Below are 24164 nucleotides of genomic sequence, written 5' to 3' on the forward strand. Positions count from 1 at the left end.
GCACCTGAAACTTGAAGAAACCAGAAAACTTTATATTCAATTACTTAGCCAGATCCGAACAAGCGCTGGACATTCCCGCCGCCGCAATTTGGCCACCGCCTGCATCCAAACGTTGACTTGCTGGCCATTCTGGCCGCAGAAACGTCCATTATAATTTCTCCGGGGCGAAAATGACGAAACCGATCGTTGCGATTCCTGCCGATATCCGCAGTCTAGATGGCGCGACGTGGCATGCCGCCCAGCATCAGTATCTGCGCGCAGCGCTGAATGCTGCCGGTGTGATGGCCTTCATCATCCCGGCCTTCGAGGAAGGTTATGATACGGACGCAATTCTGGATCGTGTCGACGGCGTACTGGTTTCCGGCTCGGCCAGCAATGTGCATCCCTCGCTCTACGGCATCGAAGCCACCGATGCCGATGGCCCATTTGACCCGGCCCGTGACGCAACGAGCCTGCCGCTGATCCGCCGCGCAATCGACCGCGCCATCCCGCTTCTGGCGATCTGCCGCGGCATTCAGGAACTTAATGTTGCGCTGGGTGGCTCGCTCGCCAGCGAAATTCAGGAACAGCCCGGCATATGGGATCATCGCAAGCCCGATGTGACCGACCGCGACGGCATGTATGCGATCCGCCAGAGTGTCTTCGTCAAGGAGGGTTCATGCATCGCTGGCATCATTGGCGCCGGCGAAATCCGCGTGAACTCATTGCATCGCCAGGCTATTGCCAAGACCGCGCCCCGACTGCAGGTCGAAGCCACGGCAGAGGACGGGACCATAGAAGCAGTCTCCGTCATCGACGCCAAGGCTTTCGCCGTCGGTGTGCAATGGCACCCGGAATACTGGGCCGAAACCGACAAACCGTCCAACAGGATCTTCACGGCATTCGGCGACGCTGTCAGAGATTATGGGGCCGGCAAGCTGCCGTCACGGCCGGCGCAGGCAATCGCCTGAAACGAAAAGGCCGCCGGATCTTTCCGACGGCCTTTCTTCTTCCAGTCTATAGGCTCAGCGACCGCCTTCGATCTTGCGGTGACGCTGGTTGGTACCGTTGACGCCATAGGGATATTGCCCCGGCGTCGGCGCACTGATCTCGTTGAGCCTGGTCGTCTCTTCAGCCGAAAGCACCAATTCCGCAGCGCCGAGATTGTCGGCGAGCTGTTCTGATGTGCGGGCGCCGAGAATGACCGAGGTCACGGCCGGACGCGCCGCGACCCACGAAAGCGCAACCTGCGCCATGCTGACGCCCCGCGTCTTGGCGATCTCCTCGACCGTCACGATAATATCCCAGGTCCGTTCCTGGGCATTGCGGGCCGCATAGGCCTCGCCGCCGCGATTGGGATTTTCGCCGAGGCGCGTCGCACCCGTTGGCATCTCGTCGCGCCGGTATTTGCCGGTCAGCCAGCCGCCACCAAGCGGCGACCAGGGCAAAAGGCCCATGCCGGCATCCTGGCAAGCATCGACGATCTCGAGTTCGATGTCGCGCATCAGCAGGTTATATTGGGGCTGCAGGGTCACCGGGCGCGTGTAACCCTGTGCCTTGGCGACTTCAGAGGCCTTGGCAATGTGCCAGCCAACGTAGTTGGAGAAACCGTAGTAGCCGATCTTGCCGGCACGGACGGCATCGTCGAGGAAGCGAAGGGTTTCCTCGATCGGTGTCAGCGCATCCCACGCATGCATCTGGTAGAGATCGATGTGCTCGACACCGAGACGGCGCAGCGAGTCGTTCAGCGCCTGATTGAGGTGGCGACGTGAAAGGCCGATATCGTTCGGCCCGTCGCCCATCGGGAAGCGGCCCTTTGTGGCGATGACAGCCTGCCGTGCCTGTGTGGGGCGGGCCTTGAGCCAGCGGCCGATGATCTCCTCCGATGCACCCGCGCTGTAGACGTCTGCCGTGTCGATGAAATTGCCGCCCCAGGCGAAGTAATCGTCGAGGATCTTGAAGGAAGCTGCCTCATCGGACTCCTTCCCGAACGTCATGGTACCCAGGCAATATGCGGTGACGATGGCCCCGCTGGGACCGAGCTTGCGATAATCCATTTCTGCCTCCTTCAGAAGTGCCGGCTGCCGGCGGCAAAATGCGCCGGGCGGAGCAGACGCTCCCCGATCAAATCGCTATGTGTGTGCTTGAGACGGCGAGATGCCGCCGATGATAATCGCGGTCGCTGGGAATGACGCGGCCGGGGCTAACCATAGCCAATCCTTCCCCGCTGACCAAGTACGAAACTGGAAAAAGACCAAGGGCAAAATAGGAATAAGCGAAAACACTCCCTTCGCCTTCACGAAAGGAGTGCGTAGAGGCCTATTGCTTGACCGGCGTTTCAGCGACCGGCGTCACCGGCTTGCCCTGCTCGAACCAGGAAATAAGGTTTTCCGCCACCAGATCCGCCATGGCATTGCGCGTTGGGATGGATGCCGAGCCGATATGCGGCACCAGCACCGTGTTCGGCGCAGAAAGCAGACCGGCCGGCACATTCGGCTCGTCATAGAAGACGTCAAGACCGGCGCCACCGATCGTGCCTGCATTCAGCGCCGCGATCAGATCATCCTCATTCACCGTCCAGCCGCGGCCGACATTGACGACGATGCCGTCAGGTCCAAGCGCGGAAAGGATGTCTGCATTGACCGTCTTATGCGTCTGCGGTGTCTTCGGCACGATCGCGACCAGCGTATCGACAGCTTCCGCAAGCCCCTTCAGCGTCGGGTGATAATCATAGGGCGCATCGGCATGACGCGAGCGCGTGTGGTAGCTGATCTTTACCTTGAAGGGTTCCAGCCGCTTTGCGATCTCAAGGCCGATGCGGCCCAGGCCATAGAGCCCGACATGCCGGCCTTTCAACGAATAGCGCGTCAGCGGATAGGCAGAGCCCGGCTTCCAGTTGCCGTCCCGCAACCAGGCTTCAGCCTTCGGCAGTTCGCGTATGGTGTTGAGCAGAAGCGCAATTGCCGTGTCTGCCACCTCATCATTGAGCACGTCGGGCGTATTGGTGACGATGATGCCCTTCGAACCTGCGAGCTTCGCATCGATACCGTCATACCCCACGCCGAAGCTGGCGACGATCTCAATGTTCGGCAGTTGCTCGAACCATACCGCCGGGAAGGCGCCACTGAGTGCCACGCCGCGGATGCGTTGCGCCGTCCCGGCATCAAGTTTCAGCGTCTCGTCACGCTCGACGCTGATCACCTCGAAGCGATCCTTCAGCTGGGCGAGAACGCGATCATGTATCTTCCCGGGAACGAGAACGGCAATACGGGACATGGCTTTTCCTCTTGGCTTCGGCGGTCAGGAACGCGGCCGATAAGGGCTGGTGGACTGGCGGATACGCATTTCCGGCTTGATGAGATGGATGCCGTCAGGTTCATGGCTGCCGGCAAGTCGATCAAGTAGGGCGCGAGCCGCAAGACGTCCAACCTCTGTCTGGCCGTTCCAGACAGTGGTCAGTGCAGGTGTCGCGATCGAGGCCTCTTCCAGATCGTCATACCCGGTGACCGAAATATCGCTGCCGGGCACGAGACCGGCGCGGGCGATACCGTTCATCAGTCCGATCGCGACCAGATCGTTCCAGCAGACCGCGGCTGTCGGCTTTTGCGGCAGGGACAGGAAATGCACCGCGGCCTCGAAACCGCCCTGCTTCGAGCGCGGGCCAGGAATGCGCAGGTTCGGGTCTACCTCGATACCGGCCTTGCGCAGCGCATTGACGTAACCTTGGTAGCGGTCACGCCCGGTCGAGGTCTGGTCCGTGCCGCCGATCATGGCGATCGTTCTGTGGCCAAGACCGATCAGGTGGTTGGTGGCAAGCGAGATACCGTAGCTGTCGTCGCCGCGGTAAGTCGGCACATCCTGGCTGTCCATCGAACGCGCAACCAGGATCGCCGGCATGCCGTTCTCTTCTGCGAGTTGGATGTCCTCGGGGGGCGTGCCGATAGCCGGCGACATGATGACCCCGTCACCACCGAGTTGCAGCAGGGTTTCGATGAAAGTGCGCTGCTTCTCGACGGAATCGTAGTGATTGGAGAGAATGAAAGTGTGGCGGCTGCGGTCGAGTTCGCTTTCGATCGCCTTCAGGATTTCCCCATAGAACGGGTTCATGATGTCGTGGACGACAACGCCGATAATGCCGGAGCGCGACGTACGCAGGCTCGCGGCACGGCGATTGTAAATGTAACCGAGCGCACGCGCCTGTTCCTTGATCTTCTCCCGCGTATTGCCGGCTACAAGGGGACTGTCACGTAAGGCCAGGGAAACGGTCGCTGTTGAAATGCCGAGCGTTTCGGCGATCGTCGAAAGCTTGATCTTCTGCGCCACGTCTCCTCCTCCAGGCAACGCGTGAAGCCGATAAGAGGCTGCCGCAGTGCAGCGGCAGCCTTAAAAAGTTTAATTAAAAGATTTAAGCGGCGCAGGCAATTCGCCTTTTGAGGAAATTTTCAATCTTCCTCATCTTCGTCGACATGTATGGCTTCCGCCTGCAGATTGGCATCGATCGCCTTCAGCAGTCGCACCAGATTGCGGATCTCCTTTTCGGAGAAATCGAGCGTCGCCAGCTTGTCGCAGGAGGAGGCGGCAAGCTCGATCGCCTGCACGCTGCCGCGGCCGAGTTCGGTGAGATAGACCTTCGTGAGCCGGGCATCCTCGGCATCGGGCTTGCGCTCGAGGAAGCCTTGGGCCTCCATGCGGCCGATGGTGCGCGTCATGGTCGGTGCCTTCACGCCAAGCTTCTGGGCAAGCCCGCCGGCGGTCATCCCGTCGCTTTCCGCAAGGGAAAGGATCACGCCGTCTTGGCCGGCATAGAGACCGCTTTCGAGCAGGTTGCGCGACAGAACCGTGCGCATGGAGCGGGCAGCCTGCGTCAAGGCCGGCGAAAGATCGACGATCGTGTATTCGGTCTGATCCTTCTTTTTCTTGTGCTTCTTGCCGTCCTTATGCTTCTTGCCCATTGCCATCCCTTTGATCTTTAAGCACTGCCCAGGCTGCGCTATGACATTGCCCATCATCTCGTCATAAACAAGAGGCAACGCCCGTGTTGGTTCCGTCGTTCCGTTTCGAGGACAATGATCCGGCGCTCGCTCCTGAGGCCCGCCACCACTGGATCGCGGTCCTGCCGCTCGGCGCCCATGAACAGCACGGCCCGCATCTGCCCTTCGAAACCGACACATTGATCGCGCAGGGTATCGTCAACCGGCTGAAAACCGCCCTGCCGGCCGGCCTGCCTGTTACCGTACTCCCTGTCGAATCGGTCGGCTACTCCTTAGAGCACACGGATGTTGAAGGAACGAAGACGCTCGCTTTCGATACAGCCGTCAAACGCTGGCTAAAGATCGCGGAGGAGCTTTCAACGATCGGAATCCAGAAGTTCGTGATGCTGAACGCCCACGGCGGCAACTCGCCACTGATGACCATCGTGGCTACGGAAGCGCGGGTGCGGTTCAACATGCTGGCGGTCGCGACCAGCTGGACCCGCTTCGGTGTCCCGGAGGATGTAATTTCTCCCGGCGAAAAGGCAATCGACATCCACGGCGGCGATATTGAAACATCGGTCATGCTGGCTCTCTACCCCGCTAAAGTGGACATGGGCAAAGCGGCGGTCTTCCCATCCCGTCAGACGGAGTTTACCGAACGCTTCAAACATCTGCGTGCATACGGCCCGCATGCCTTCGGCTGGAAAATGTCCGATCTCAATCCGCAGGGCGTGGCCGGCAATGCCGCAAAGGCGACCGCAGCCAAGGGCGAGGCTCTGATTACCCATGCCGTCAGCGGGCTCGTGGAACTGCTGCAGGATGTCGATGCCTTCGACGCGCAGACGCTGCGCTGACCGTCCTACTTTCCCACCGGGCAATGTGATCTTATAACATACAAAACCCTTTGAACTGCCGCTTCCAAGCGCCTATATGAAACCGACCAATTCCGGCCCCGACGTTGCCCTCGGGGTCAAGGCCCTATTCCTAGAGGTTCTCATGACCGACGCGATCCAGACACAGCAGAAGCCCATTCCCGTTACCGTGCTCACCGGCTATCTCGGCGCGGGCAAGACGACGCTGCTCAACCGCATCCTTTCCGAAAATCACGGGAAGAAATATGCGGTCATCGTCAACGAGTTCGGCGAGATCGGCATCGACAACGACCTGATCGTCGAATCCGACGAAGAAATCTACGAAATGAACAATGGCTGTGTGTGCTGCACCGTCCGCGGCGACCTGATCCGTGTCGTCGAAGGCCTGATGCGCCGTCCCGGCCGCTTTGACGGCATCATCGTCGAAACAACTGGCCTTGCCGACCCGGTGCCGGTTGCCCAGACCTTCTTCATGGATGACGATGTCCGCGCCAAAACCGAGCTCGACGCCGTTGTTGCCCTCGTCGATGCCAAGCATCTGCCGCTGCGCCTCAAGGATAGCCGTGAAGCCGAAGACCAGATCGCCTTCGCCGACGTCGTCATCATCAACAAGACCGATCTCGTGACGCCGGAGGAACTGGCGCTGATCGAGGATATCGTGCGCGCCATCAACCCCGCCGCCCGCGTCTACAAGACGAGCCGCTCCGGCGTCGATCTCGCCCGCGTCCTGGACCAAGGCGCCTTCAACCTCGAGCGCGCACTGGAAAACGATCCGCATTTCCTCGAGCACGGTCATGACGATCATGTCTGCGGCCCGGATTGCGATCACCATGATCATGACCATCATCATCACGATCATGACCATGACCACCATCACCATGGCCAGATGTCGGCCATCCACGACGTGACGGTGCAGTCCGTTTCGCTGCGCGGCGGCGAGATGAACCCCGAGCGTTTCTTCCCTTGGATCCAGAAGATCACCCAGACGCAGGGTCCGAACATCCTTCGTCTCAAGGGCATCATCGCTTTCAAGGACGACGCCGAGCGTTATGTCGTCCAGGGCGTACACATGATCATCGAAGGCGACCATCAGCGTCCCTGGAAGGATGGTGAAAAGCACGAGACCCGTCTCGTCTTCATTGGCCGCGATCTCGATCGCGCAAAGCTCGAAGAATCCTTCAAGGCCTGCGAGGCTGCCGCCTGATGCCAACAGTTGCACCGCTTGATCTCGACGGCCACGTTCTGGCCGTCGAATTTTTAGGTGATGTCCCTTTCTTTGCGAATGCCAGCGGTACCTTTCACCGGCTCGAAGGCAGCGACAAGGTCATCGAAGCCCATCAGGGCATGCTGACGGCGATCCGCGATCCCTACAGCGAAAGCCTGATTTCGGGCGGCGAGGACGGCAAGGTGCTGCGCATCGATGCCGGCGGCAATGTCAGCGAGATCGCGTCGGCGCCGCGCAAATGGATTTCGCAGCTCGCGGCTGGCCCGCAGGGTGCGGTGGCCTATTCCTACGGCAAGAGTACGCTCGTACGTCTCGCCGATGGCGTGACCAAGGAATTCCCCGAAGAGCGCACAGTCGAAGGCATCGCCTTCGCGCCGAAGGGCATGCGCATTGCAGCCGCCCGCTATAACGGCGTCTCGCTGCACTGGGTGGGCACAAACGCCAAGCCTGTCGATCTCGAATGGAAGGGCGCCCATACCGGCGTAACCTTCTCGCCAGACGGCAACTTCCTCGTCACGTCCATGCAGGAAAATGCGCTGCACGGCTGGAAGCTCGACGTCAAGTCCGGCACCGAAGCCCGTCATATGCGCATGACAGGCTATCCGGCCAAGGTGAAGTCACTGTCCTGGTCCGCCAAGGGCAAGTGGCTCGCCTCCTCCGGAGCGCCGGCCGCCATCGTCTGGCCTTTCCAGGGCAAGGACGGCCCCATGGGCAAGGCGCCGCTGGAGCTCGGCACCCGGGCCAACATCATGGCGACCTCGGTAAAATTCCATCCGGCCGAGGATATCCTCGCCATCGGTTTCATCGACGGCATGATCCTCGCCGTCCGTCTCGCTGACAGCAAGGAAGCACTGCTGCGTCGCCCCGGCAAGGGCGCCATCACCGGCATGAGCTGGAGCAAGAACGGCAAGTTGCTTGCCTTCGCCTCCGAAGCCGGTGATTGCGGCGTGGTGGATATCGCGGCGGACTGATTGCCGTGGTGGTCGAAATCGCGGCTCTGAATGCGGGACATGCTTATCAGGCGGCCATGGTGCGGCGCATCGCACTATGGCACGCATTGCCGCAGCTTCCGGATTTGCATACGCCTGTGGAAGACGAAGCTTTCTGGCGAACGAATTTGCTGATGAAATGCACAGTCCTCGGCGCCTTTATCGATGATCGGCTTGCTGGCGTTATCGCCTACGGAAATGGCTGGATCGAGCAGCTCTATGTTCTGCCCGATGTTCAGGGCATCGGAATTGGCACAAGGCTTCTTTCCCTGGCAGTAAGGGATATGGACGACGTCCGCCTCTGGACCTTCCAGCAAAATCGCCGCGCTCGCGCCTTCTACGAAGCACGTGGTTTTTCATCCGTCGAGGAAACCGACGGCAGTGGCAACGAGGAAAGAGAGCCTGACATGCTCTACCATTGGCATCGCCTGCCGGAACCAGTGTATAGTGCTGATAGCCTCCGCAACTGACACTTGGCTGCGCACCGATTGCAGGAACAAGGATCCGAGAATGCAAGCTTCGAACAACGCCGCCGCCAAAGAGTTGGGCGCATTCGCGTCGGTCTGGTCGGCAATCCGTGCCGAAGCAGTCGATCTCGCCGCGCGCGAACCTACGCTGCGGACTTTACTTGAAACCCAGATCATCGGTGCAGAAAGCGACGCTGACATCATCGCCAGCGTGATCTCCGCACGCCTTGCAGTGGCGAAGGTCGACGCCGAAGATCTCTTCGGCCTGTTTCACGGCATCTTGCTGGACCATGTCGATATCCGCGCCGCCATCGAAGCAGATCTTCTGGCCGTGCGCGAACGCGACCCGGCCTGCACCACCTATCTGCATGCGCTGCTGAACCTCAAGGGCTTCCACGCCCTGCAGACGCACCGCATCGCCCATGCGCTCTGGATCAATGGCCGCTTCGAGATCGCCAGCTGGCTTTCCAACCTTGCTTCACTGGTCTTCGGTCCCGATATCCATCCAGCGGCAAGGATCGGCTCCTCGATCATGCTCGACCACGGCTCGGGCATTGTGATTGGTGAAACAGCTGTCATCGAGGACGAGGTCTCGATCCTTCAGAATGTCACGCTCGGTGGCACGGGCAAGGAAACGGGAGACCGCCATCCGAAGATCCGGCATGGCGTCATGATCGGCGCTGGTGCAAAAATCCTCGGCAATATCGAGATCGGTGCCTTCAGCAAGATCGCGGCCGGCAGTGTCGTGCTGAAGCCGGTGCCGGCCCATTGCACGGTCGCAGGCGTTCCGGCTGTCGTCGTGCGCATCCATCGCAATGATGAGATCCCGGCCGAGACCATGGACCAGAACATCTGACACGCCGACCGAGTTTAAGCAGCTTGCTGGCTTTCGCTTGACACTTCGACCCGGTTGCGACCCTCGCGCTTCGAGCGATAGAGCGCCTCATCCGCCATTTGCGTCAGTCGCTCGAAATCCACGGTGTTTTCGCAGCGCGTCGCAACACCAATGCTGAGCGTCGGAAAGATCGCAAGATCCGGCAGCTGCATCACCGTTGCCGCGAAGGAAAGACGGATGCGATTGGCAATTGCGACTGCCTCGTCCCGATCGACATTCCGCAGCACTGCCAGGAACTCATCCCCACCCTGTCGCGCAAGCAGATCGGCTGACCGCAGGATGGCCTTCGACACGTTCGCGAAAAGCCGCAAGACCTCGTCACCGGCGGCGTGACCGTGCCGGTCGTTCAACTGCTTGAAATTGTCGACATCGATGATGAGCAATGAGACCGGCTCACTGGCAAGCGACGGCACATGCTGGGCAAGGCCGCTGCGGTTGAGCGTCCCGGTGAGCGGATCGTGATGAGCAAGCTCGATGAGCTGATTACGGCTCCGCTCGGCCGCCATCAGCACCATGGCCATACTGCGCAGCATGATGAAGGCCACGGCCGATACTGCCATCCAGCTATGGATGACACTGCCCCCGAATGGGTCCGGCCCACCGATATCACCGGTGGCGGCCAGAAAACTACGAACCGCGAAGATGGCTGCAGTCGCAACATAAAGTCCGCAAAGAATAGCAGCCGAATAGAGTTTCTCACGGCGGGCGATACCTGCTGCCTCCCTGACGATGGTGAGGTCGCAAAGACAGCAGATTACCGAAACATAGAGCAGGCGCTCGGATATCGCCGCCGGATCGCTGATAAAGAGGGCTACCGGCAGGCTGCCGAAGACGATCACGATCCAGGAATAGCGCCGGTCGATCGGATGTCCCGCAAAGGCGCGGACAGCAAAGAACATCAGCATGTAGCCAACGATGGTCAGCACGTTGCCCGCATCGATGGAGACATAATAGGGAACGAGATTGCGCAGCGCGACGAGGAAGGAGCCGATGCCGACGAGCAGGTTGCTGGCGCCCCACCACAGCGGCCAGCGTTCGAAACGGCCGGTCGCATAGGCGGCGAACTGGAGCGCGCTCAGAACAACGCAGCTCACCGCAACGATGAAATAAATTGTCCGCAGATCCAGCAGCATCGAGCCTGTCCCGAAGTCCCACGCCGCGAACCCTACAAGAAGCGATTTGCAGTTTGATTGGACGCTTCGCTAAAAATTTAGCGACCGGCAGTTTTTTGCGTCAGGCGGTGTACACCATGCCGGTGATCTGCACCGTCAGGCTGTGCAGCAGCCATTGCACGCCGATGGCCCGCTCAGCGATTCACACGGACGGGAAACTTCACGATCCATGCACTGGCCACTTGCAGTCCCTCAAAGCGGCACGACATAGTGCAGCACAAGCCAAAACGCACATCTGGAGGAGACAATATGGCACGCGTCGTCGTCATCGGAGCAACAGGACATGTCGGCACCTATCTCGTGCCCCGCCTTGTCGAAGCCGGTCATGAGGTAGTGGCGATCAGCCGGGGCGCGGCCACGCCCTACAAGGCGAGCGACGCGTGGAACCGTGTCGATATCAGGCGCATGGATCGTGCGGCGCTCGAGGCGGAGGGCCGCTTCGGCCACGAGGTTCGTGCGCTGGGAGGCGAGATCGTCATCGACATGATCTGCTTCACGCCTGACAGCAACAAACAGCTCGTGACTGCCCTCGAAGGCCATGTCAGCCATTTTCTTCATACGGGTACGATATGGACGCACGGTTTCTCCACAGTCGTGCCGACCCCGGAGGAGGCGCCGAAGAAGCCTTTTGGTGACTATGGCGTGAATAAAGCCGCGATCGAATCCTATCTGCTCGGGATGGCGCGGGAGAGAAATTTCCCTGTAACCCTTATCCATCCGGGCCATATTGTCGGCCCTGGCTGGAACCCGCTGAACCCGGCAGGTCATTTCAATCCCGACGTTTTCGCGACGCTGGCGCGCGGCGAAATACTGGCTCTGCCAAATTTCGGCATGGAAACCGTGCATCACGTCCATGCCGACGACATTGCCGAACTCTTCATGGCGGCCATCGCAAAACCGCAGGCCGCATTCGGCGAGGCATTCCATGCAGTTTCGGAAAAAGCGGTAACGCTGCGCGGTTATGCCGAAGCCATGGCCGCCTGGTTCGGCAAGGAAGCCAGGCTGGAGTTCCTCCCTTACGAAGCCTGGGCGGAAAGACAGTACCCGGAAGAGGCGAAAGCCACCTGGGAACATATTGCCCGCAGCCCCAACTGCTCGATGGAAAAAGCCCGCCGGCTACTCGGATTCACGCCGCGGCACAGCTCGCTGCAAGCGGTGCAGGAAGCTGTCCGCTGGCTGATCGACAATGGCAGGGTCGACGCAAAGGCTCCCTGAGCGATCAGAACGCCTGAAACAAAAAAGCCCCTCCCGGAGATGGGAGGGGCTTGCCGGTCAGGCCGCCTTCCTGACCGGTGCACTGGCCAGCATGCGCCCCGACGGGACGATCATACCGGCTGCGCCGCCAAGCCAGCCCTCGACGAGCTCAAGCGCCAGAAAGCGCGAGCGTTCGAAGGGGCCGGGCATGACGAGGTGACGAGCCTTCTCGGCGGAAAAGCCGAAACGCTCGTAATATTCCGCATCGCCGACGAGCAGGACTGCGCCGTGACCACGGTTCTTTGCTTCGAGAAGTGCTGCGCGCATCAGCGCCGAGCCGATGCCCTTGCCGCCATGCTTGCCGTCGACCGCGAGCGGGCCGAGCAGCAGTGCGTCGAGGGCCGAGCCTTCCTGGTTGATACCGGCCTCAACATTCCACAGACGAACCGTGCCGATCACACGGCCGTCGCGATCGCGGGCGACGAGCGCCAGGCCTTCGGCCGGCACGCGGTTGCGGCGGATCGCTTCCGACGACTTCTTGCGGCGGTCCGGACCCATGACGCGATCGAGCAGGGTTTCGCGAGCGACGACGTCGGACGGATTTTCCACGTCGATGGTGAAAGTAACAGGCGCAAAGAATGCGCGGACAGAATCAAGAACAGCGGCCATCTTGGCCTCCCGTACCCAATACCGTTATCAGCGGTGACTTCGGAGAATTGTGAATTTGCCGCCCCGGCTGGTCACGGGGCTGGCGGAAACAAGACCTTAGATGACGTAGGCCTTCAGCGGCTCGAAGCCGTTGAAAGCGACCGCCGAGTAGGTCGTCGTGTAAGCGCCGGTGCCTTCGATCAGAACCTCGTCGCCGATCGTCAGAGACATTGGCAGCGGATAGAGGTTCTTTTCGTACAGCACGTCGGCCGAGTCGCAGGTCGGGCCGGCGATCACGCAGGGCTCCATCTCGTCGCCGTCACGCTCGGTGCGAATCGGGTAGCGGATGGCCTCGTCCATGGTTTCGGCGAGACCGCCGAACTTGCCGATGTCGAGGAAGACCCAGCGAGCGTCGTCATTGTCAGACTTCTTCGAAATCAGAACGACTTCAGCCTTGATCACGCCTGCATTGCCGACCATGCCACGGCCCGGCTCGATGATCGTCTGCGGGATCTGGTTGCCGAAATGCGTGCGCAGCGCCTGGTAGATCGACTTGCCGTAAGCTTCTGCCGACGGAACGTCGCGCAGGTACTTGGTCGGGAAGCCGCCGCCCATGTTGACCATCTGCAGGTGGATACCCTGCTTGGCAAGCTGGACGAAGACGCGCTTGGCATCGGCCAGAGCCGAATCCCAGGCATCGACCTTGGTCATCTGCGAACCGACATGGAACGAGACGCCGTAGGACTGCAGGCCGAGCTGATGAGCGTAGACGAGAACGTCGACGGCCATCTGCGGAACGCAGCCGAACTTGCGCGACAGCGGCCATTCGGCACCTTCGCCATCCGTCAGGACGCGGCAGAACACACGAGCACCGGGAGCAGCACGGGAAATCTTCTCGACTTCTTCATGGCTGTCGACTGCGAAGAGGCTGACGCCGAGTGCATGCGCACGGGCAACGTCGCGTTCCTTCTTGATCGTGTTGCCGTAGGAGATACGGGCTGCAGTCGCACCGGCTTCGAGCGCCATTTCGATTTCCGCGACGGACGCGCAATCGAAGTTGGAGCCGAGGCCTGCGAGCAGCTTCAGGACTTCCGGAGCCGGGTTTGCCTTGACGGCGTAATAGATCGCGCTGTCCGGCATGGCGTGACGGAAGGCGTGGAAATTGTCTTTGACGACGTCGAGGTCAACCACGAGGCAGGGACCGTCGGGACGTCGGGTTGCGAGAAAGTCGCGGATGCGCTGGGTGGTCATATCGATTCCCTCTTCCAATTCCAGAGCTCCGGCGTCAACCGGAGGACAAAGGGCATGCAAGAACCGCTCAGGAACCAGCCGGTGGAGACCCCGGATCCTTGGCGGCGCTTGATGCGCAGATAGTGAACCAACGCCGCGAATGCGGTATGGGTTCGGCTTTGTCTGCCATGGATTGGAGGGAATATCCCTGCCGCACTTCCGGCAATGAAGGTGTGCCTCTTCAGTAACCCCCGCTGATGGAAAGCAGGGAGAGAACAAAAAGGCCCGCACCGTCGTTGCTTCAGGCGTCCTCGCATTTTCCGGTTGGCCGGAATAGCGACTGGAGGGGTTAATTCCAGGTACCTTACCGATTTCCTCACCAATTCGAGGGTTCGGCGGACACCCATGGGCACGTGCGACTTTGGGCTGAGTGGGAAATAAGAATATTCGCCTTCACAATCAAGAGAAATTTTGCCCTGCGGCCCAAAAAAGATAATTGAACGATGAAGGACAATTTGTTCAACCTCATTCAACAGATTTGGAGGACCGCCCATGGACACCCTGACCCGCATACGTGCCTTCATCGATGTTGTTGAAGCAGAAGGCTTTTCCGCCGCGGCGCGTCGTACCGGGCGCTCCAAGGCGCTGCTCTCGAAATACGTGCGTGAACTGGAGGATGAGCTCGGCGCGCTTCTGCTCAATCGCACCACCCGGCAATTCTCCATGACCGAGGCCGGCCATACCTATTATCGCACCGCTTCCGACATCCTGAAGGAGATCGACAACCTCGCTGATCTCGTGCGCGAGAACAACGCGCAGCTGAAGGGGCGCCTCAAGGTTTCCGTGCCACGCACTTTCGTCGATGCCGATGTCGGACAGTCCCTGATCGATTTCGCCAAGGAGAATCCGAACCTGCAACTGGAGATCGCCGCCGACGACCGTTTCGTCGACCTGATCGAGGAAGGCTTCGACGTCGCCGTCCGCGTCACCAAACTCGAAGATTCGGGTATGATTGCCCGCAAGATCTCCGATTTCCGCGTCCATATCTGCGCCACCCCGGAATTCCTCGAACGCTACCCAAACATCGAGCACCCGAGCGATATCTCCAACGTGCCCTTCATCGTCGATACCAATTCCCGCAACCAGGCAAGCATCCGCTTCTACAATCCCGACAGCACCTCCTTTGCGGTCGCAGTTTCCGGCCCGATGGAAGTCAACAGCCCGCACGCGACATTGCGCGCCGCGCTGTCGGGGATCGGTATTGCGCTGATTCCAGACTTCATCGCTCGCAAACCGATCGAGGACGGCAGGCTGGTGACCTTGTTCAATGACTATATTCCGACTGACCGTGGCATCTATGCCGTCTATCCCCACCGGCGCTATCTGCCGGCAAAGGTCAGGATCTTCGTCGACTACCTCTCTAACTGGTTCAAGAAACATCCCTGACCTCAGTGGATGGACGTGCCCAAGCGTCGCAGGTCCGGTCCCAATTCCGTCCCATTTTCTGGTGAGAAAATCACCCCAACCGAACAGGGCAGCGGGGCAGCATGAAACGATCGACACTATTGACGGCTGGGCTTTTGTCACTGGCCCCCGCCACCGCCTTCGCCCATCCGCATATTTTCGTGGAAGCAAGGCTCGAGGTTGTCGCAGCCCCTGACGGCAGCATTCAGGAGTTGCGCAACGTCTGGCGCTTCGACGAGGTCTTCTCCTCCTCCGTCGTCATGGACTTCGACAAGAATACCGATCTGAAGCTGGAGCCGAACGAGCTTGCCGAAGTGGGCAAGACCGTTCGGGATTCGCTTGCGGATTACGACTATTACATGAACCTGACGATCGATGGGAAAAACATAAAAGTCGAAAAGCCCGAAATCATCCATGTCGACTACAAGGAAGGGCAGCTGCTGATGTTCTTCGCCGTCAAACCGGTGGAGAAGATGCCGCTGAAAGGCAAGCTGACTTTCGGCGTCTATGATCCGACGCTCTATACCTCGATCGACTTCCCGACCGACAACGAACTCGCCGTGGTCGGCGACGGCTTCAAGACCTGCAAACACGCGGTCGTGCGCCCGGACGCAGACGAGGTAATTTCGGAAAACAAGCAGTCGCTGACCGACGCTTTCTTCAACGATCCAACCGGCACCAATATGTCGAAGCTCTTCGCCACACGGCTGGAGGTCACATGCTGATAAAGCGCCTGCCCCTTGCCCTGCTTGCGCTCGCCGTCGTGGCCACTGCCGCCCATGCGCAATCACCGCTTGGCATCGGCACGGCGGAGCCGAGCTTCCAGCCGACAGGCGGGCCGCTGGCACCTCTTTTCCTGTACGTGAACTACGAGCAGCAAGCCTTCTATCGCGCGCTGACCGGCGCACTGAAAGCCATGCGCGAAGACCCCTGGCAACTATCCTCGCTGATCGGTCTTTCTTTCGCCTATGGCGTGTTTCATGCCGCCGGCCCGGGCCACGGCAAGGCGGTCATCTCATCCTACATGATCGCCAACGAAGTCGAGCTTCGACGTGGCGTCGTCATTTCCTTCATCTCAGCCTTCGTCCAGGGCGTCATGGCCGTCGCACTCGTCGGAGCCGCGTGGCTGGTGCTGCGCGGCACCGGCATCACGCTGACCATGGCAACACAGGCCATGGAAATCGCAAGCTTCGTGATGGTCATCCTTTTTGGCTGCTGGCTGCTTTTCCGCAAGCTACGCTCGATGGCTGGCCAACTGCCGCGTCGCCGGCTCATGGCAACGCCGGCGGGGCCCGTCAGCATGATGCTGGACTGGAAGGACAATGCGAGCGAACGCCAGAGCGCCAGTTTCAGCTTCAACGGGAAGGCGCAGGCCGTGGACCCAGGCCATACCTACGTGCCGGGCATGGTCTGCGAGACCTGCGGCAATTCGCACCTGCCCGACCCCTCGCTGGTCAGCGGCGACAAGTTCAGCGCCCGTGAGGCGTGGTCTGCCGTTATCGCCGTGGGCTTACGCCCCTGCTCCGGCGCATTGCTGGTCATGACCTTCTCGCTGTTGAACGGGCTTTATCTTGGCGGCGTGCTCTCGGTCGTCGCTATGTCGCTTGGCACCGCCATTACCGTTGCGATTCTTGCCACGCTCGCCGTGACGGCCAAGAGCACGGCCGTACGCCTCTCCGGCCGTGGTTCGTCCGCCTCAATCTGGATCGGCAATACGATCGAGATAGCAGGCGCGCTTCTTGTGATCCTGATGGGTATATTGTTGCTCGGAGCCTCCCTGCAGGGATAGTCTCACGGCTTTCTGCTGCGCTGGTAGCGTGCCCGCAGCCAGAATATGCCGAAGAAACACATTAGCAGGCAGACGCCGACGATGACTGCCAATATCGGCGAAAAACTGCCGATCCACAGCACGATGGTCGGCAGGAAATAGATCACCAGCCCCGCAGAAACCAGAATGATAGCGGCTGCAATCGCCTGCGAACGGCTTTCCGGGCTCATGGCCATGGGTCACTCCTCTTGTCCGGGAGTGGATAGGCCAGCCGCCTCGCAAAGGCAACCGGCCCTGACGTCACCGGACCCGCAGATTGCTGCGAGCTCCCGGGATCACTGCGAGAGAGTGACCTTGGCAGATGAAACCGTCGCTTCGATGTGATCGACCAGCTGATCGGGCAGGCCAAGCCGGCCCGCAAGCAGATCGAGATAGCCGCGTTCGGCCCGTGAATCCGGCTCGATCGTCAGGCGCGAGGCGGTGTAGAGCTCGACTTTCTGCTCCTCCGTCACCGCCGCAGCGACAAGCGCATCGATATCGGTCGGCTCCGAAAGCTCACGTTCGATGAAGCTCGCCGCCTCGCCGCTGACGTCGGCGGCCTTGACCTTGTCCATGATGAGGACGCGTTCCGCATCGTCGATATGACCGTCGGCCTTGGCGGCAGCGATCATGGCGCGGATGAGGACGAGCACGAACTCATTGCTGGTCGCTGGTGAGGCCTTACCGAAGCCGGATTCTGCAGGCGGAGGCAAGAGAACGGGATTGTTTGCCGTCGGCGCATCGGAGGGTGCTGCAGGCGCCTGCCCTGCCTGATAGTTCTTCCAAGCCTGATAGCCGAGGCCCGCAATGGCTGCGAGACCGCCGATGGTAACGGCATTGCCTGCGATACTGCGGCCGGTCTTGGTACCGAGAAGCACAGCGGCAAGCGCACCGGTCTTTAATGGATTATCCTTCGCCACCTGGATCGCGTCGCCGGCACGGTCGCGTACGCTGCCGCCCACACCCGGGATTTGCGATCCCAGAAACTGGTCGAGTAGTTTCTTCGCGTCGAACATGTCCTCTGCTTCTCCCTATTTTAGAGGCTGGAGGAGAACATAGGTTTGCGACTGCCGAAATACAAACGAGGGCGGCATGGCCACCCTCGTTCAAAACCTGCAAGCTTTCAAAACCGGACGGCCTCGAGAACTCAGCCCTTCAGCGCAAAAGCTTCGGAAGCAAGCTTGGTAATGCCTGCCCAGTCGCCAGCAGCAACCAGTTCCTTCGGCGCGACCCATGAACCGCCAACGCAGATGACGTTCGGCAGCGACAGATAGTCATTGGCATTCTTGAGCGAGATACCGCCGGTCGGGCAAAAGTACGTGCCGGCGAGCGGCGACGACAGCGCCTTCAGATAGGCAGCACCGCCGGCCTGCTCGGCCGGGAAGAACTTCAGCACCTGATAGCCTTCTTCGCGCAAAGCCATGACTTCGCTTGCTGTCGCAGCGCCCGGCAGCAACGGCACCGGTGAATCGGCTGCGGCATCCAGAAGCTCCTGGGTCGTGCCTGGGCTGACGATGAACTTGGAGCCAGCCTGTACCGCGGCTTCCCAGTGAGCAGCATTGAGGATCGTGCCGGCGCCGACTTCAGCACCTTCCACTTCAGCGGCGACCGCGCGCACGGCATCGAGAGCAGCCGGGGTGCGCATGGTGATCTCGATGGCCTTGAGACCACCTGCAACGAGTGCGCGGGCAAGCGACACGGCCGACTTGGCGTCATCGACGATCAGAACCGGAACGACGGGCTGGAGTTTCAGAATAGAAAGGAGTTTCTCTGTCTTCTCGCCCATGGCCACGGTTCCCTTAAACGATTGAGATCGGCTTTCGAATAGCGCCCTCACAAGGGCTTGTCGAGATAAAACCAGCCCGTGCGACAAGACGGGTATTAAATCACTATAAATTGGGGTAGCGTACCCCGACCGTCACAAAAGGTTCATTCGTATGGCGAAAGAGATCGAACGGAAGTTCCTCGTACGCGGCGAAGCATGGCGCTCCGCTGTCGAGTCCAAATCGGTCCTGAAGCAGGGCTACGTCGCCTCGATGGACGACCGCTCCGTACGAATTCGCATCCTTGACGAGAAGACTGCGCGGCTGACGATGAAGATCGGCCGCAGCACCCTCACCCGCGACGAATTCGAGTATGAAATCCCCGTCTCCGACGCCGAGGAACTGCTGGAAAACGCCATCGGCATCGTCATCGAAAAGACGCGTTACCGCGTCCCCTATGAAGGTTTCGTCTGGGAAGTCGATGTCTTTGGCGGCGCCCATCGCGGCCTGGTCATCGCCGAAGTCGAGATGCAGGCCGAAACTGACAATCCTCCCCTGCCCGCCTGGCTCGGCCGCGAAGTGACGGGCGACTTCCGCTATTCCAATCAGGCGCTTGCTACAGAATTCGAGCACGACAGGCATGGGCTATCGCATACGGCCTGAGGCCGATTTTACCGACGAGTTCCGAAGCGCGGCCGAGGAGCAACTCACGCGTGCCATCACCGTTCTGCAAGAACAGCCGGAAGGCGCCCATGAGGCGATTCACGCTTTTCGTAAGAACATCAAGCGACTGCGTTCGCTCTATCGCCTCGTGTCCTGTGACGTGCCGGATTTCCAGAAGCGAGAGAACGCGCGGTTGAGGGACACTGCCAGGTCGCTCTCCACCATCCGCGATGCCGCAGCGATCGTCGATACCGCGCGTTACCTGCAGGACAATGCCCGCAACCTGGAAGAAGCCGAGGCGCTCGGTCGCATCGTTTCTATCCTGGAGGCCCGGCGCGACTGGATGGCGGAGGCTGAGAGCGGCCTCGACCAACGGCTGCACGACGCTGCCGACGCTTTACGGGAAGCGATCGCGGCACTCGATGATATCACCTTCGACAAGAGCCATCGCAAGAATGCCCGAATGCTGGCAAAGAGCTGGCGCCGGACGGCGTCGCGCGCCAGAAAAGCGCTGGATGCCTGTCATGAAGATGCGACAGCCGATGACTTTCACGAACTGCGCAAGCGCACCTACGACTATCGCCTCTACCACGCGCTTCTGCGCGATCTCTGGCCGAGTGCGATGAAGGCCAAACGCGACTTCGCCAAGGACCTCGTCGAACGGCTCGGACACATCAACGATCTCTCCGTACTTTCGGGTCTCGTTGAGGCAGAGCCGCAGCTCTTCACCCGCAACGACGATCTCGCCCATCTGCTGGATGCCATCATATTCCGTCAGCAGGAGGATCGGCGCGAAACGTTGCTCAGCGCCGAAACGCTCTACGGCGATGATCCCGATGACGAAGCGCAGCGTCTCGAGATCCTCTGGGTATCGATCCGCAATTGATGCATTTCGCCTGTTGACCTCAACATTGGTTGAGATCCTAGCCTCAGTCGGTCAATCAACCTCTGAGGACGATATGTCTGCTGACAAGGCCACGAAACCGCAAATCCAGGGCATCTACGAAACCCATCTCACCGTCGCCGATCTGAAGACTTCCATTGCTTTCTATCGCGATATTCTGGGCCTGGAGTTCGCCGCCGAATTTCCCGAGCGCCGCATTGCCTTCTTCTGGGTGAACGGCAAGAGGAACGCCATGCTCGGCCTCTGGGAAACTGGCACCGGCCCCTTGAAGATGCGCTTGCACTTGGCCTTCCGCCTGTCGCAGGAAGAAATGATGCAGGCGCCGGCGCTGCTGATCGGCAAGGGCCTGACGCCACACGGCTTTCACGGGGAGCCAATCACCGAACCGATCGTCATCGGTTGGATGCCGGCATTGTCACTCTATTTCAACGATCCCGACGGACACTCCATCGAATTCCTGAGCGTGCTCGATGACGAGCCGGATGCCGCTTTCGGCATGCGCTCCTATACCAAATGGAAAGCGCGCTGACAGACTATGGCGACACGGCAGCGGACTTGCGTAATATCATTGCGCAGGCCCGGCATATTCTGTATTTCCACGCGCATGACCGACAATGCGATCCAGACAAGCCCGTTCCTAGTGGCAGCACTTTACCATTTCGTCTCGCTGCCGCGTTACGAAAGCCTGCAGCCGCCGCTACAGGCGCTCTGTGAAGAGAATGGCGTCAAGGGCACGCTGCTCCTCGCCCATGAAGGCATCAACGGGACGATTGCAGGGCCGGATGCCGGCATTCGGAGCGTGCTCGCTTTCCTGCGTGCCCAGCCGGAATTTTCCGTGCTCGAGCACAAGGAAAGCCATGCTTCGAAAATGCCTTTCCTGCGGATGAAGGTGAAGCTGAAAAAGGAAATCGTCACCATGGGCGTCGAGAATATCGATCCCAATAAGGTGGTCGGAACCTATATCAATCCCGTTGATTGGAACGCGCTGATCTCCGATCCCGATACGATCGTCATCGACACCCGCAACGACTACGAGACGGCAATCGGCGTCTTCCGCGGCGCCGTGGACCCCAAGACCAAGACCTTCCGCGAGTTTCCGGATTGGGTGCGCAATAATCCCGGCCTCCATAACAAGCCGAAGATCGCCATGTATTGCACCGGCGGCATCCGCTGCGAGAAGGCAACGGCCTTCATGAAGGAACAGGGCTTCGAAGAAGTCTATCACCTCAAGGGCGGCATCCTGAAATATCTGGAGGAAGTGCCACAGGAAGAAAGCCTCTGGGATGGTGCCTGCTTCGTTTTCGACGAGCGGGTTTCAGTCGAGCATGGCCTGAAGCAAGGCGAACACAAGCTTTGCCATGCCTGCCGCAACCCGATCACGGCAGAAGAAGTCACCTCGCCCCATTACGAGGAAGGCGTTTCCTGCAGCAATTGCTATCACAGCCGCAGCGAAGAAGACCGCCTGCGCTATCGTCAGCGCCAGCACCAGATCGCACTCGCCAAGAAGCGCGGACAGAAGCACATAGGTACTTAACGCGACGGTTTAGCCGGCGATCCGGCGCAAGACCCGTGCTTCACGGTGCTCCTGCAATCGGTCATTGATGTGGTCGGCAGTCATCGGTTTGCCGAAGAAATAGCCCTGCAGACTGTCGCAGCCAAAGAGGCGCAGCGCAACCGCCTGCTCCTCCGTCTCGATGCCTTCGGCCGTGACCGGAATATCCAGCGCGCGGGCAAGTGCTACTGTCGCCTGCAGCATCTCCCGCTGCCGGCTGTCGCCGGTAATATCGGTGACGAGTGAGCGGTCGATCTTGATGCGATCGAAGCCGAACTGCCGCAAATAGCCGATCGAAGAAAAGCCGGAACCGAAGTCGTCGAGCGCCACCTTGACGCCGAGCGACTTCAATCGCTCGATCGATTGGCGCGTGCGCTGCGGGTTCTGGATCATGTAGCCTTCGGTGATCTCAAGCGTGACGCGGCTGGCCTCGATGTCCGTCTGCTTCAGTACATAGCGAACATAATCGGTGAAGGCCGGATTGCGGAACTGGCCCGGTGACACATTGACCGAGATCTTCAGTTCCGGCCACTGTTTTGCCGTTTCGCAGGCCTTGCGCAGCACGAAAAGGCCGAGGGATTCGATGAGACCGCTGGTCTCGGCGATCGGAATGAAAACCTCGGGCGAAACCGGACCATGGCCTGGCCGGTTCCAGCGCACCAGCGCTTCCACGCCATTCATCTCATGCGTCGCGGCATCGACGAGCGGCTGATAGGCAAGCGTGAGATCGCCGCTTTCGATCGCCATGCGCAGATCGAGCTCCAGCGCGTTGCGCTGCGCGCGATCGGTATCCATGGCCGGATCGTAAAGTGTCATGCGGGCGCGGCCGGCTTCCTTCGCCTTGTACATGGCAAGGTCGGCACGGCGTACCAGCTCCTCCCGGGCGATCGAACCGAGCGCTGACATGGCAATGCCGATGCTGGCGCCGACCACGACGATACGGCGGCCGACTTCGAGCGGTTCAGCAAGGAAATCGAGGATCTGCTCCGCAAGCTGCAATGCGGCCGCATTCTCCGCATCCGAAAGGAAAGCGATTGCAAACTCATCACCGCCGATGCGGGCGAGCACCGCGTCCTCGGGGATCAGCACGTCCAGTCCTGCCGCGACAGCGCGGATCAATTGGTCGCCGGTGCCGTGCCCGTAGCTGTCGTTGACTTCCTTGAAGCCGTCGAGATCGAGATAGAGTAGCAGCACGTTCCGCTTCGTCTGCCGGGCTTCCGCAACGAAGCGGTCGACGGCAAGCCCCAGGCCGTCGCGGTTGGAAAGACCGCTCAGGCGATCTCGAAGTGCTTCTTCACGCGCGCTGTTTTCCTCGGCCTTCAGCCGCCGGCCGGTCATCCAACCGATTATGAGGAGGACGACGAAGAACAGGCCGACAAGACCAAGCGCCTGGATGACCATGGGCCTCACCTGCGCGTAACCAATATCGCCGGGCGAACGCGACACCCAGACTAGCTTGCCGAGAACCGCCCGAGCAGGGTCTGCAATTTCCACCGAATAGGCCGCGGCAAAATCTGCGGGCACCAGTCGTAACCCGTTCAGGACGTAAGTCGTGCCGAGAGCGGAGATCTTGTCCTCGTCGAGATGCCGGGCGAAAACCAGATAGCGATGCTGACCGTCGGGCATATCAAGCTCACCCGACTTCTGCCGCACAAGCGCGATACCGACAGCGGCAATACCCCTGGCAGTCTTGATGAAACCGGTGGCCTGCGGCTTCTCGCCGGCATCAGGTGCGCGAACCTTGTCCAGAAGCCGCCAAAGCGAGGGGGAGAAGAAATCGTCTACCGGCATCTGCATTGGCAAACCGTCCTGATAGGCCATGACGGTTTTCTTCTGGTCATCAATGACGATAGCCATGTCGAAGAGAGGGCTGTTGAGGGACATCTCGCCGTAATTGCTGACCGTCCACGCCATGCCCTCCGGCGCGTAGACATTGGCAGCCGCATCATCCCAGGCGGCATAATCGTCAAGCGTCGCGGCAAGCTGGTCTTCGAAGGTCTTGAGTGCGCCGACGGTGGTTTCGCGCGAACGCTCGTCGTCGAGCACATTGGCATTTTCGGAGACGCGTTCCAGCGCCGTCAAAACCATGATGGTGACAACTGCAACAATGACCGCGAAGGAAAAAAGCACGCCAGTGACCGTGGTATGGCGGCCTAAACCCGATCCATTGTTTTTTGACATCAAGACTGCCGGCAACTCACACAACTCCCAGTTCCAGAAATCTTCGCAGTCAAGGGTCAAGAAACGCTTAAAATCATGAGAACAATCGAGAATCCGGCTCAGGATTTACTCGAATGCCGCATATTTTTGCAGATTGACAACCGGTTTCCAACAATGGTAACTGGTTTCCACAATGCAAATGGAGAA

25 protein-coding genes are annotated in these 24164 nt (G+C 60.0%); 14 read left to right on the plus strand and 11 right to left on the minus strand.

Annotated features, from left to right (window positions below):
- The first annotated feature begins 170 nt into the window (after window positions 1-170).
- Window positions 171-950: a gamma-glutamyl-gamma-aminobutyrate hydrolase family protein gene (locus tag FHT93_RS29395; protein ID WP_183850765.1), complete on the plus strand. Its 780-nt coding sequence runs from the start codon at window positions 171-173 to the stop codon at window positions 948-950.
- A gap of 54 nt (window positions 951-1004) precedes the next feature.
- Here FHT93_RS29395 and FHT93_RS29400 read toward each other — a convergent pair whose 3' ends face one another.
- From FHT93_RS29400 to FHT93_RS29415, 4 genes are all read right to left on the minus strand, one after another.
- A complete protein-coding gene (locus FHT93_RS29400) occupies window positions 1005-2036 on the minus strand; it encodes an aldo/keto reductase (protein ID WP_113015479.1) in 1032 nt (343 codons plus the stop codon).
- Between the two features lie 262 nt (window positions 2037-2298).
- Window positions 2299-3255 carry a 2-hydroxyacid dehydrogenase gene (locus FHT93_RS29405; RefSeq protein WP_183850767.1) on the minus strand — a complete coding sequence of 319 codons (957 nt, stop codon included), beginning with the start codon at window positions 3253-3255 and terminating at the stop codon, window positions 2299-2301.
- Between the two features lie 24 nt (window positions 3256-3279).
- Window positions 3280-4302: a LacI family DNA-binding transcriptional regulator gene (locus tag FHT93_RS29410; protein ID WP_112544249.1), complete on the minus strand. Its 1023-nt coding sequence runs from the start codon at window positions 4300-4302 to the stop codon at window positions 3280-3282.
- 119 nt (window positions 4303-4421) lie between these two features.
- Window positions 4422-4931 (minus strand): MarR family transcriptional regulator, encoded by a 510-nt coding sequence (locus FHT93_RS29415; RefSeq protein WP_112544251.1) that lies wholly within the window; start codon window positions 4929-4931, stop codon window positions 4422-4424.
- 83 nt (window positions 4932-5014) lie between these two features.
- Here FHT93_RS29415 and FHT93_RS29420 point away from each other — a divergent pair, with 83 nt between their 5' ends.
- From FHT93_RS29420 to cysE, 5 genes are all read left to right on the plus strand, one after another.
- Window positions 5015-5806, plus strand: a complete 792-nt coding sequence (locus tag FHT93_RS29420; protein ID WP_183850768.1) for a creatininase family protein — start codon at window positions 5015-5017, stop codon at window positions 5804-5806.
- Window positions 5807-5948: 142 nt separating this feature from the next.
- Window positions 5949-7028, plus strand: a complete 1080-nt coding sequence (locus tag FHT93_RS29425; protein WP_113211906.1) for a GTP-binding protein — start codon at window positions 5949-5951, stop codon at window positions 7026-7028.
- A complete protein-coding gene (locus FHT93_RS29430; RefSeq protein ID WP_183850770.1) occupies window positions 7028-8020 on the plus strand; it encodes a WD40 repeat domain-containing protein in 993 nt (330 codons plus the stop codon). The genes FHT93_RS29425 and FHT93_RS29430 overlap by 1 nt, the downstream gene beginning before the upstream one ends.
- Before the next feature lie 56 nt (window positions 8021-8076).
- Window positions 8077-8508 (plus strand): GNAT family N-acetyltransferase, encoded by a 432-nt coding sequence (locus FHT93_RS29435; protein ID WP_183850896.1) that lies wholly within the window; start codon window positions 8077-8079, stop codon window positions 8506-8508.
- A 40-nt stretch (window positions 8509-8548) separates the two neighbouring features.
- Window positions 8549-9361 (plus strand): serine O-acetyltransferase, encoded by an 813-nt coding sequence (gene cysE, locus FHT93_RS29440; protein ID WP_183850772.1) that lies wholly within the window; start codon window positions 8549-8551, stop codon window positions 9359-9361.
- 14 nt (window positions 9362-9375) lie between these two features.
- Here cysE and FHT93_RS29445 read toward each other — a convergent pair whose 3' ends face one another.
- Window positions 9376-10533, minus strand: a complete 1158-nt coding sequence (locus FHT93_RS29445) for a GGDEF domain-containing protein (protein WP_183850774.1) — start codon at window positions 10531-10533, stop codon at window positions 9376-9378.
- A 288-nt stretch (window positions 10534-10821) separates the two neighbouring features.
- On the opposite strand from FHT93_RS29445, the gene FHT93_RS29450 reads away from it, so the two are divergent.
- On the plus strand, window positions 10822-11787 hold the full coding sequence (locus FHT93_RS29450; protein WP_183850776.1) for an NAD-dependent epimerase/dehydratase family protein: 966 nt from the start codon (window positions 10822-10824) through the stop codon (window positions 11785-11787).
- Between the two features lie 57 nt (window positions 11788-11844).
- Here the strand turns inward: FHT93_RS29450 and FHT93_RS29455 are convergent, their stop codons facing one another.
- Entirely contained in the window at window positions 11845-12435 is a 591-nt protein-coding gene (locus tag FHT93_RS29455; protein WP_183850778.1) for an N-acetyltransferase, read from the minus strand.
- Between the two features lie 96 nt (window positions 12436-12531).
- Window positions 12532-13665 carry an ornithine/lysine decarboxylase gene (odc2, locus tag FHT93_RS29460; RefSeq protein ID WP_112544264.1) on the minus strand — a complete coding sequence of 378 codons (1134 nt, stop codon included), beginning with the start codon at window positions 13663-13665 and terminating at the stop codon, window positions 12532-12534.
- 531 nt (window positions 13666-14196) lie between these two features.
- On the opposite strand from odc2, the gene FHT93_RS29465 reads away from it, so the two are divergent.
- From FHT93_RS29465 to FHT93_RS29475, 3 genes are all read left to right on the plus strand, one after another.
- Window positions 14197-15090, plus strand: coding sequence for a LysR family transcriptional regulator (locus FHT93_RS29465; RefSeq protein WP_112544266.1), 894 nt, complete (start codon window positions 14197-14199; stop codon window positions 15088-15090).
- A 101-nt stretch (window positions 15091-15191) separates the two neighbouring features.
- Window positions 15192-15833: a DUF1007 family protein gene (locus tag FHT93_RS29470; protein ID WP_112544268.1), complete on the plus strand. Its 642-nt coding sequence runs from the start codon at window positions 15192-15194 to the stop codon at window positions 15831-15833.
- Window positions 15827-16897 (plus strand): nickel/cobalt transporter, encoded by a 1071-nt coding sequence (locus FHT93_RS29475; RefSeq protein ID WP_113117240.1) that lies wholly within the window; start codon window positions 15827-15829, stop codon window positions 16895-16897. Before FHT93_RS29470 ends, FHT93_RS29475 begins: the two co-directional genes overlap by 7 nt.
- A 2-nt stretch (window positions 16898-16899) precedes the next feature.
- Here FHT93_RS29475 and FHT93_RS29480 read toward each other — a convergent pair whose 3' ends face one another.
- The 3 genes from FHT93_RS29480 to FHT93_RS29490 all read right to left on the minus strand — a co-directional run bounded on the left by FHT93_RS29480 (window position 16900) and on the right by FHT93_RS29490 (window position 18701).
- Window positions 16900-17106 (minus strand): hypothetical protein, encoded by a 207-nt coding sequence (locus tag FHT93_RS29480; RefSeq protein WP_112544486.1) that lies wholly within the window; start codon window positions 17104-17106, stop codon window positions 16900-16902.
- Window positions 17107-17211: 105 nt separating this feature from the next.
- Window positions 17212-17931 (minus strand): tellurite resistance TerB family protein, encoded by a 720-nt coding sequence (locus FHT93_RS29485; protein WP_113117239.1) that lies wholly within the window; start codon window positions 17929-17931, stop codon window positions 17212-17214.
- 131 nt (window positions 17932-18062) lie between these two features.
- The gene (locus FHT93_RS29490; protein WP_183850780.1) at window positions 18063-18701 is read right to left on the minus strand and encodes a 2-dehydro-3-deoxy-phosphogluconate aldolase; all 639 of its coding nucleotides are present in this window, start codon (window positions 18699-18701) and stop codon (window positions 18063-18065) included.
- Window positions 18702-18852: 151 nt separating this feature from the next.
- On the opposite strand from FHT93_RS29490, the gene FHT93_RS29495 reads away from it, so the two are divergent.
- The 4 genes from FHT93_RS29495 to FHT93_RS29510 all read left to right on the plus strand — a co-directional run bounded on the left by FHT93_RS29495 (window position 18853) and on the right by FHT93_RS29510 (window position 21779).
- Window positions 18853-19341 (plus strand): CYTH domain-containing protein, encoded by a 489-nt coding sequence (locus FHT93_RS29495; RefSeq protein WP_037103413.1) that lies wholly within the window; start codon window positions 18853-18855, stop codon window positions 19339-19341.
- Window positions 19319-20227, plus strand: a complete 909-nt coding sequence (locus FHT93_RS29500; RefSeq protein ID WP_183850782.1) for a CHAD domain-containing protein — start codon at window positions 19319-19321, stop codon at window positions 20225-20227. The genes FHT93_RS29495 and FHT93_RS29500 overlap by 23 nt, the downstream gene beginning before the upstream one ends.
- A 73-nt stretch (window positions 20228-20300) precedes the next feature.
- On the plus strand, window positions 20301-20774 hold the full coding sequence (locus tag FHT93_RS29505) for a VOC family protein (protein WP_183850784.1): 474 nt from the start codon (window positions 20301-20303) through the stop codon (window positions 20772-20774).
- A 75-nt stretch (window positions 20775-20849) separates the two neighbouring features.
- Window positions 20850-21779, plus strand: coding sequence for a rhodanese-related sulfurtransferase (locus FHT93_RS29510; protein ID WP_183850786.1), 930 nt, complete (start codon window positions 20850-20852; stop codon window positions 21777-21779).
- Between the two features lie 9 nt (window positions 21780-21788).
- On the opposite strand, the gene FHT93_RS29515 is transcribed toward FHT93_RS29510, so the two are convergent.
- Window positions 21789-23978 carry an EAL domain-containing protein gene (locus tag FHT93_RS29515; protein ID WP_183850788.1) on the minus strand — a complete coding sequence of 730 codons (2190 nt, stop codon included), beginning with the start codon at window positions 23976-23978 and terminating at the stop codon, window positions 21789-21791.
- Between the last annotated feature and the right edge of the window lie 186 nt (window positions 23979-24164).

Origin of the sequence: Rhizobium sp. BK379, assembly GCF_014193955.1 — a bacterium.
Lineage (GTDB): Bacteria > Pseudomonadota > Alphaproteobacteria > Rhizobiales > Rhizobiaceae > Rhizobium.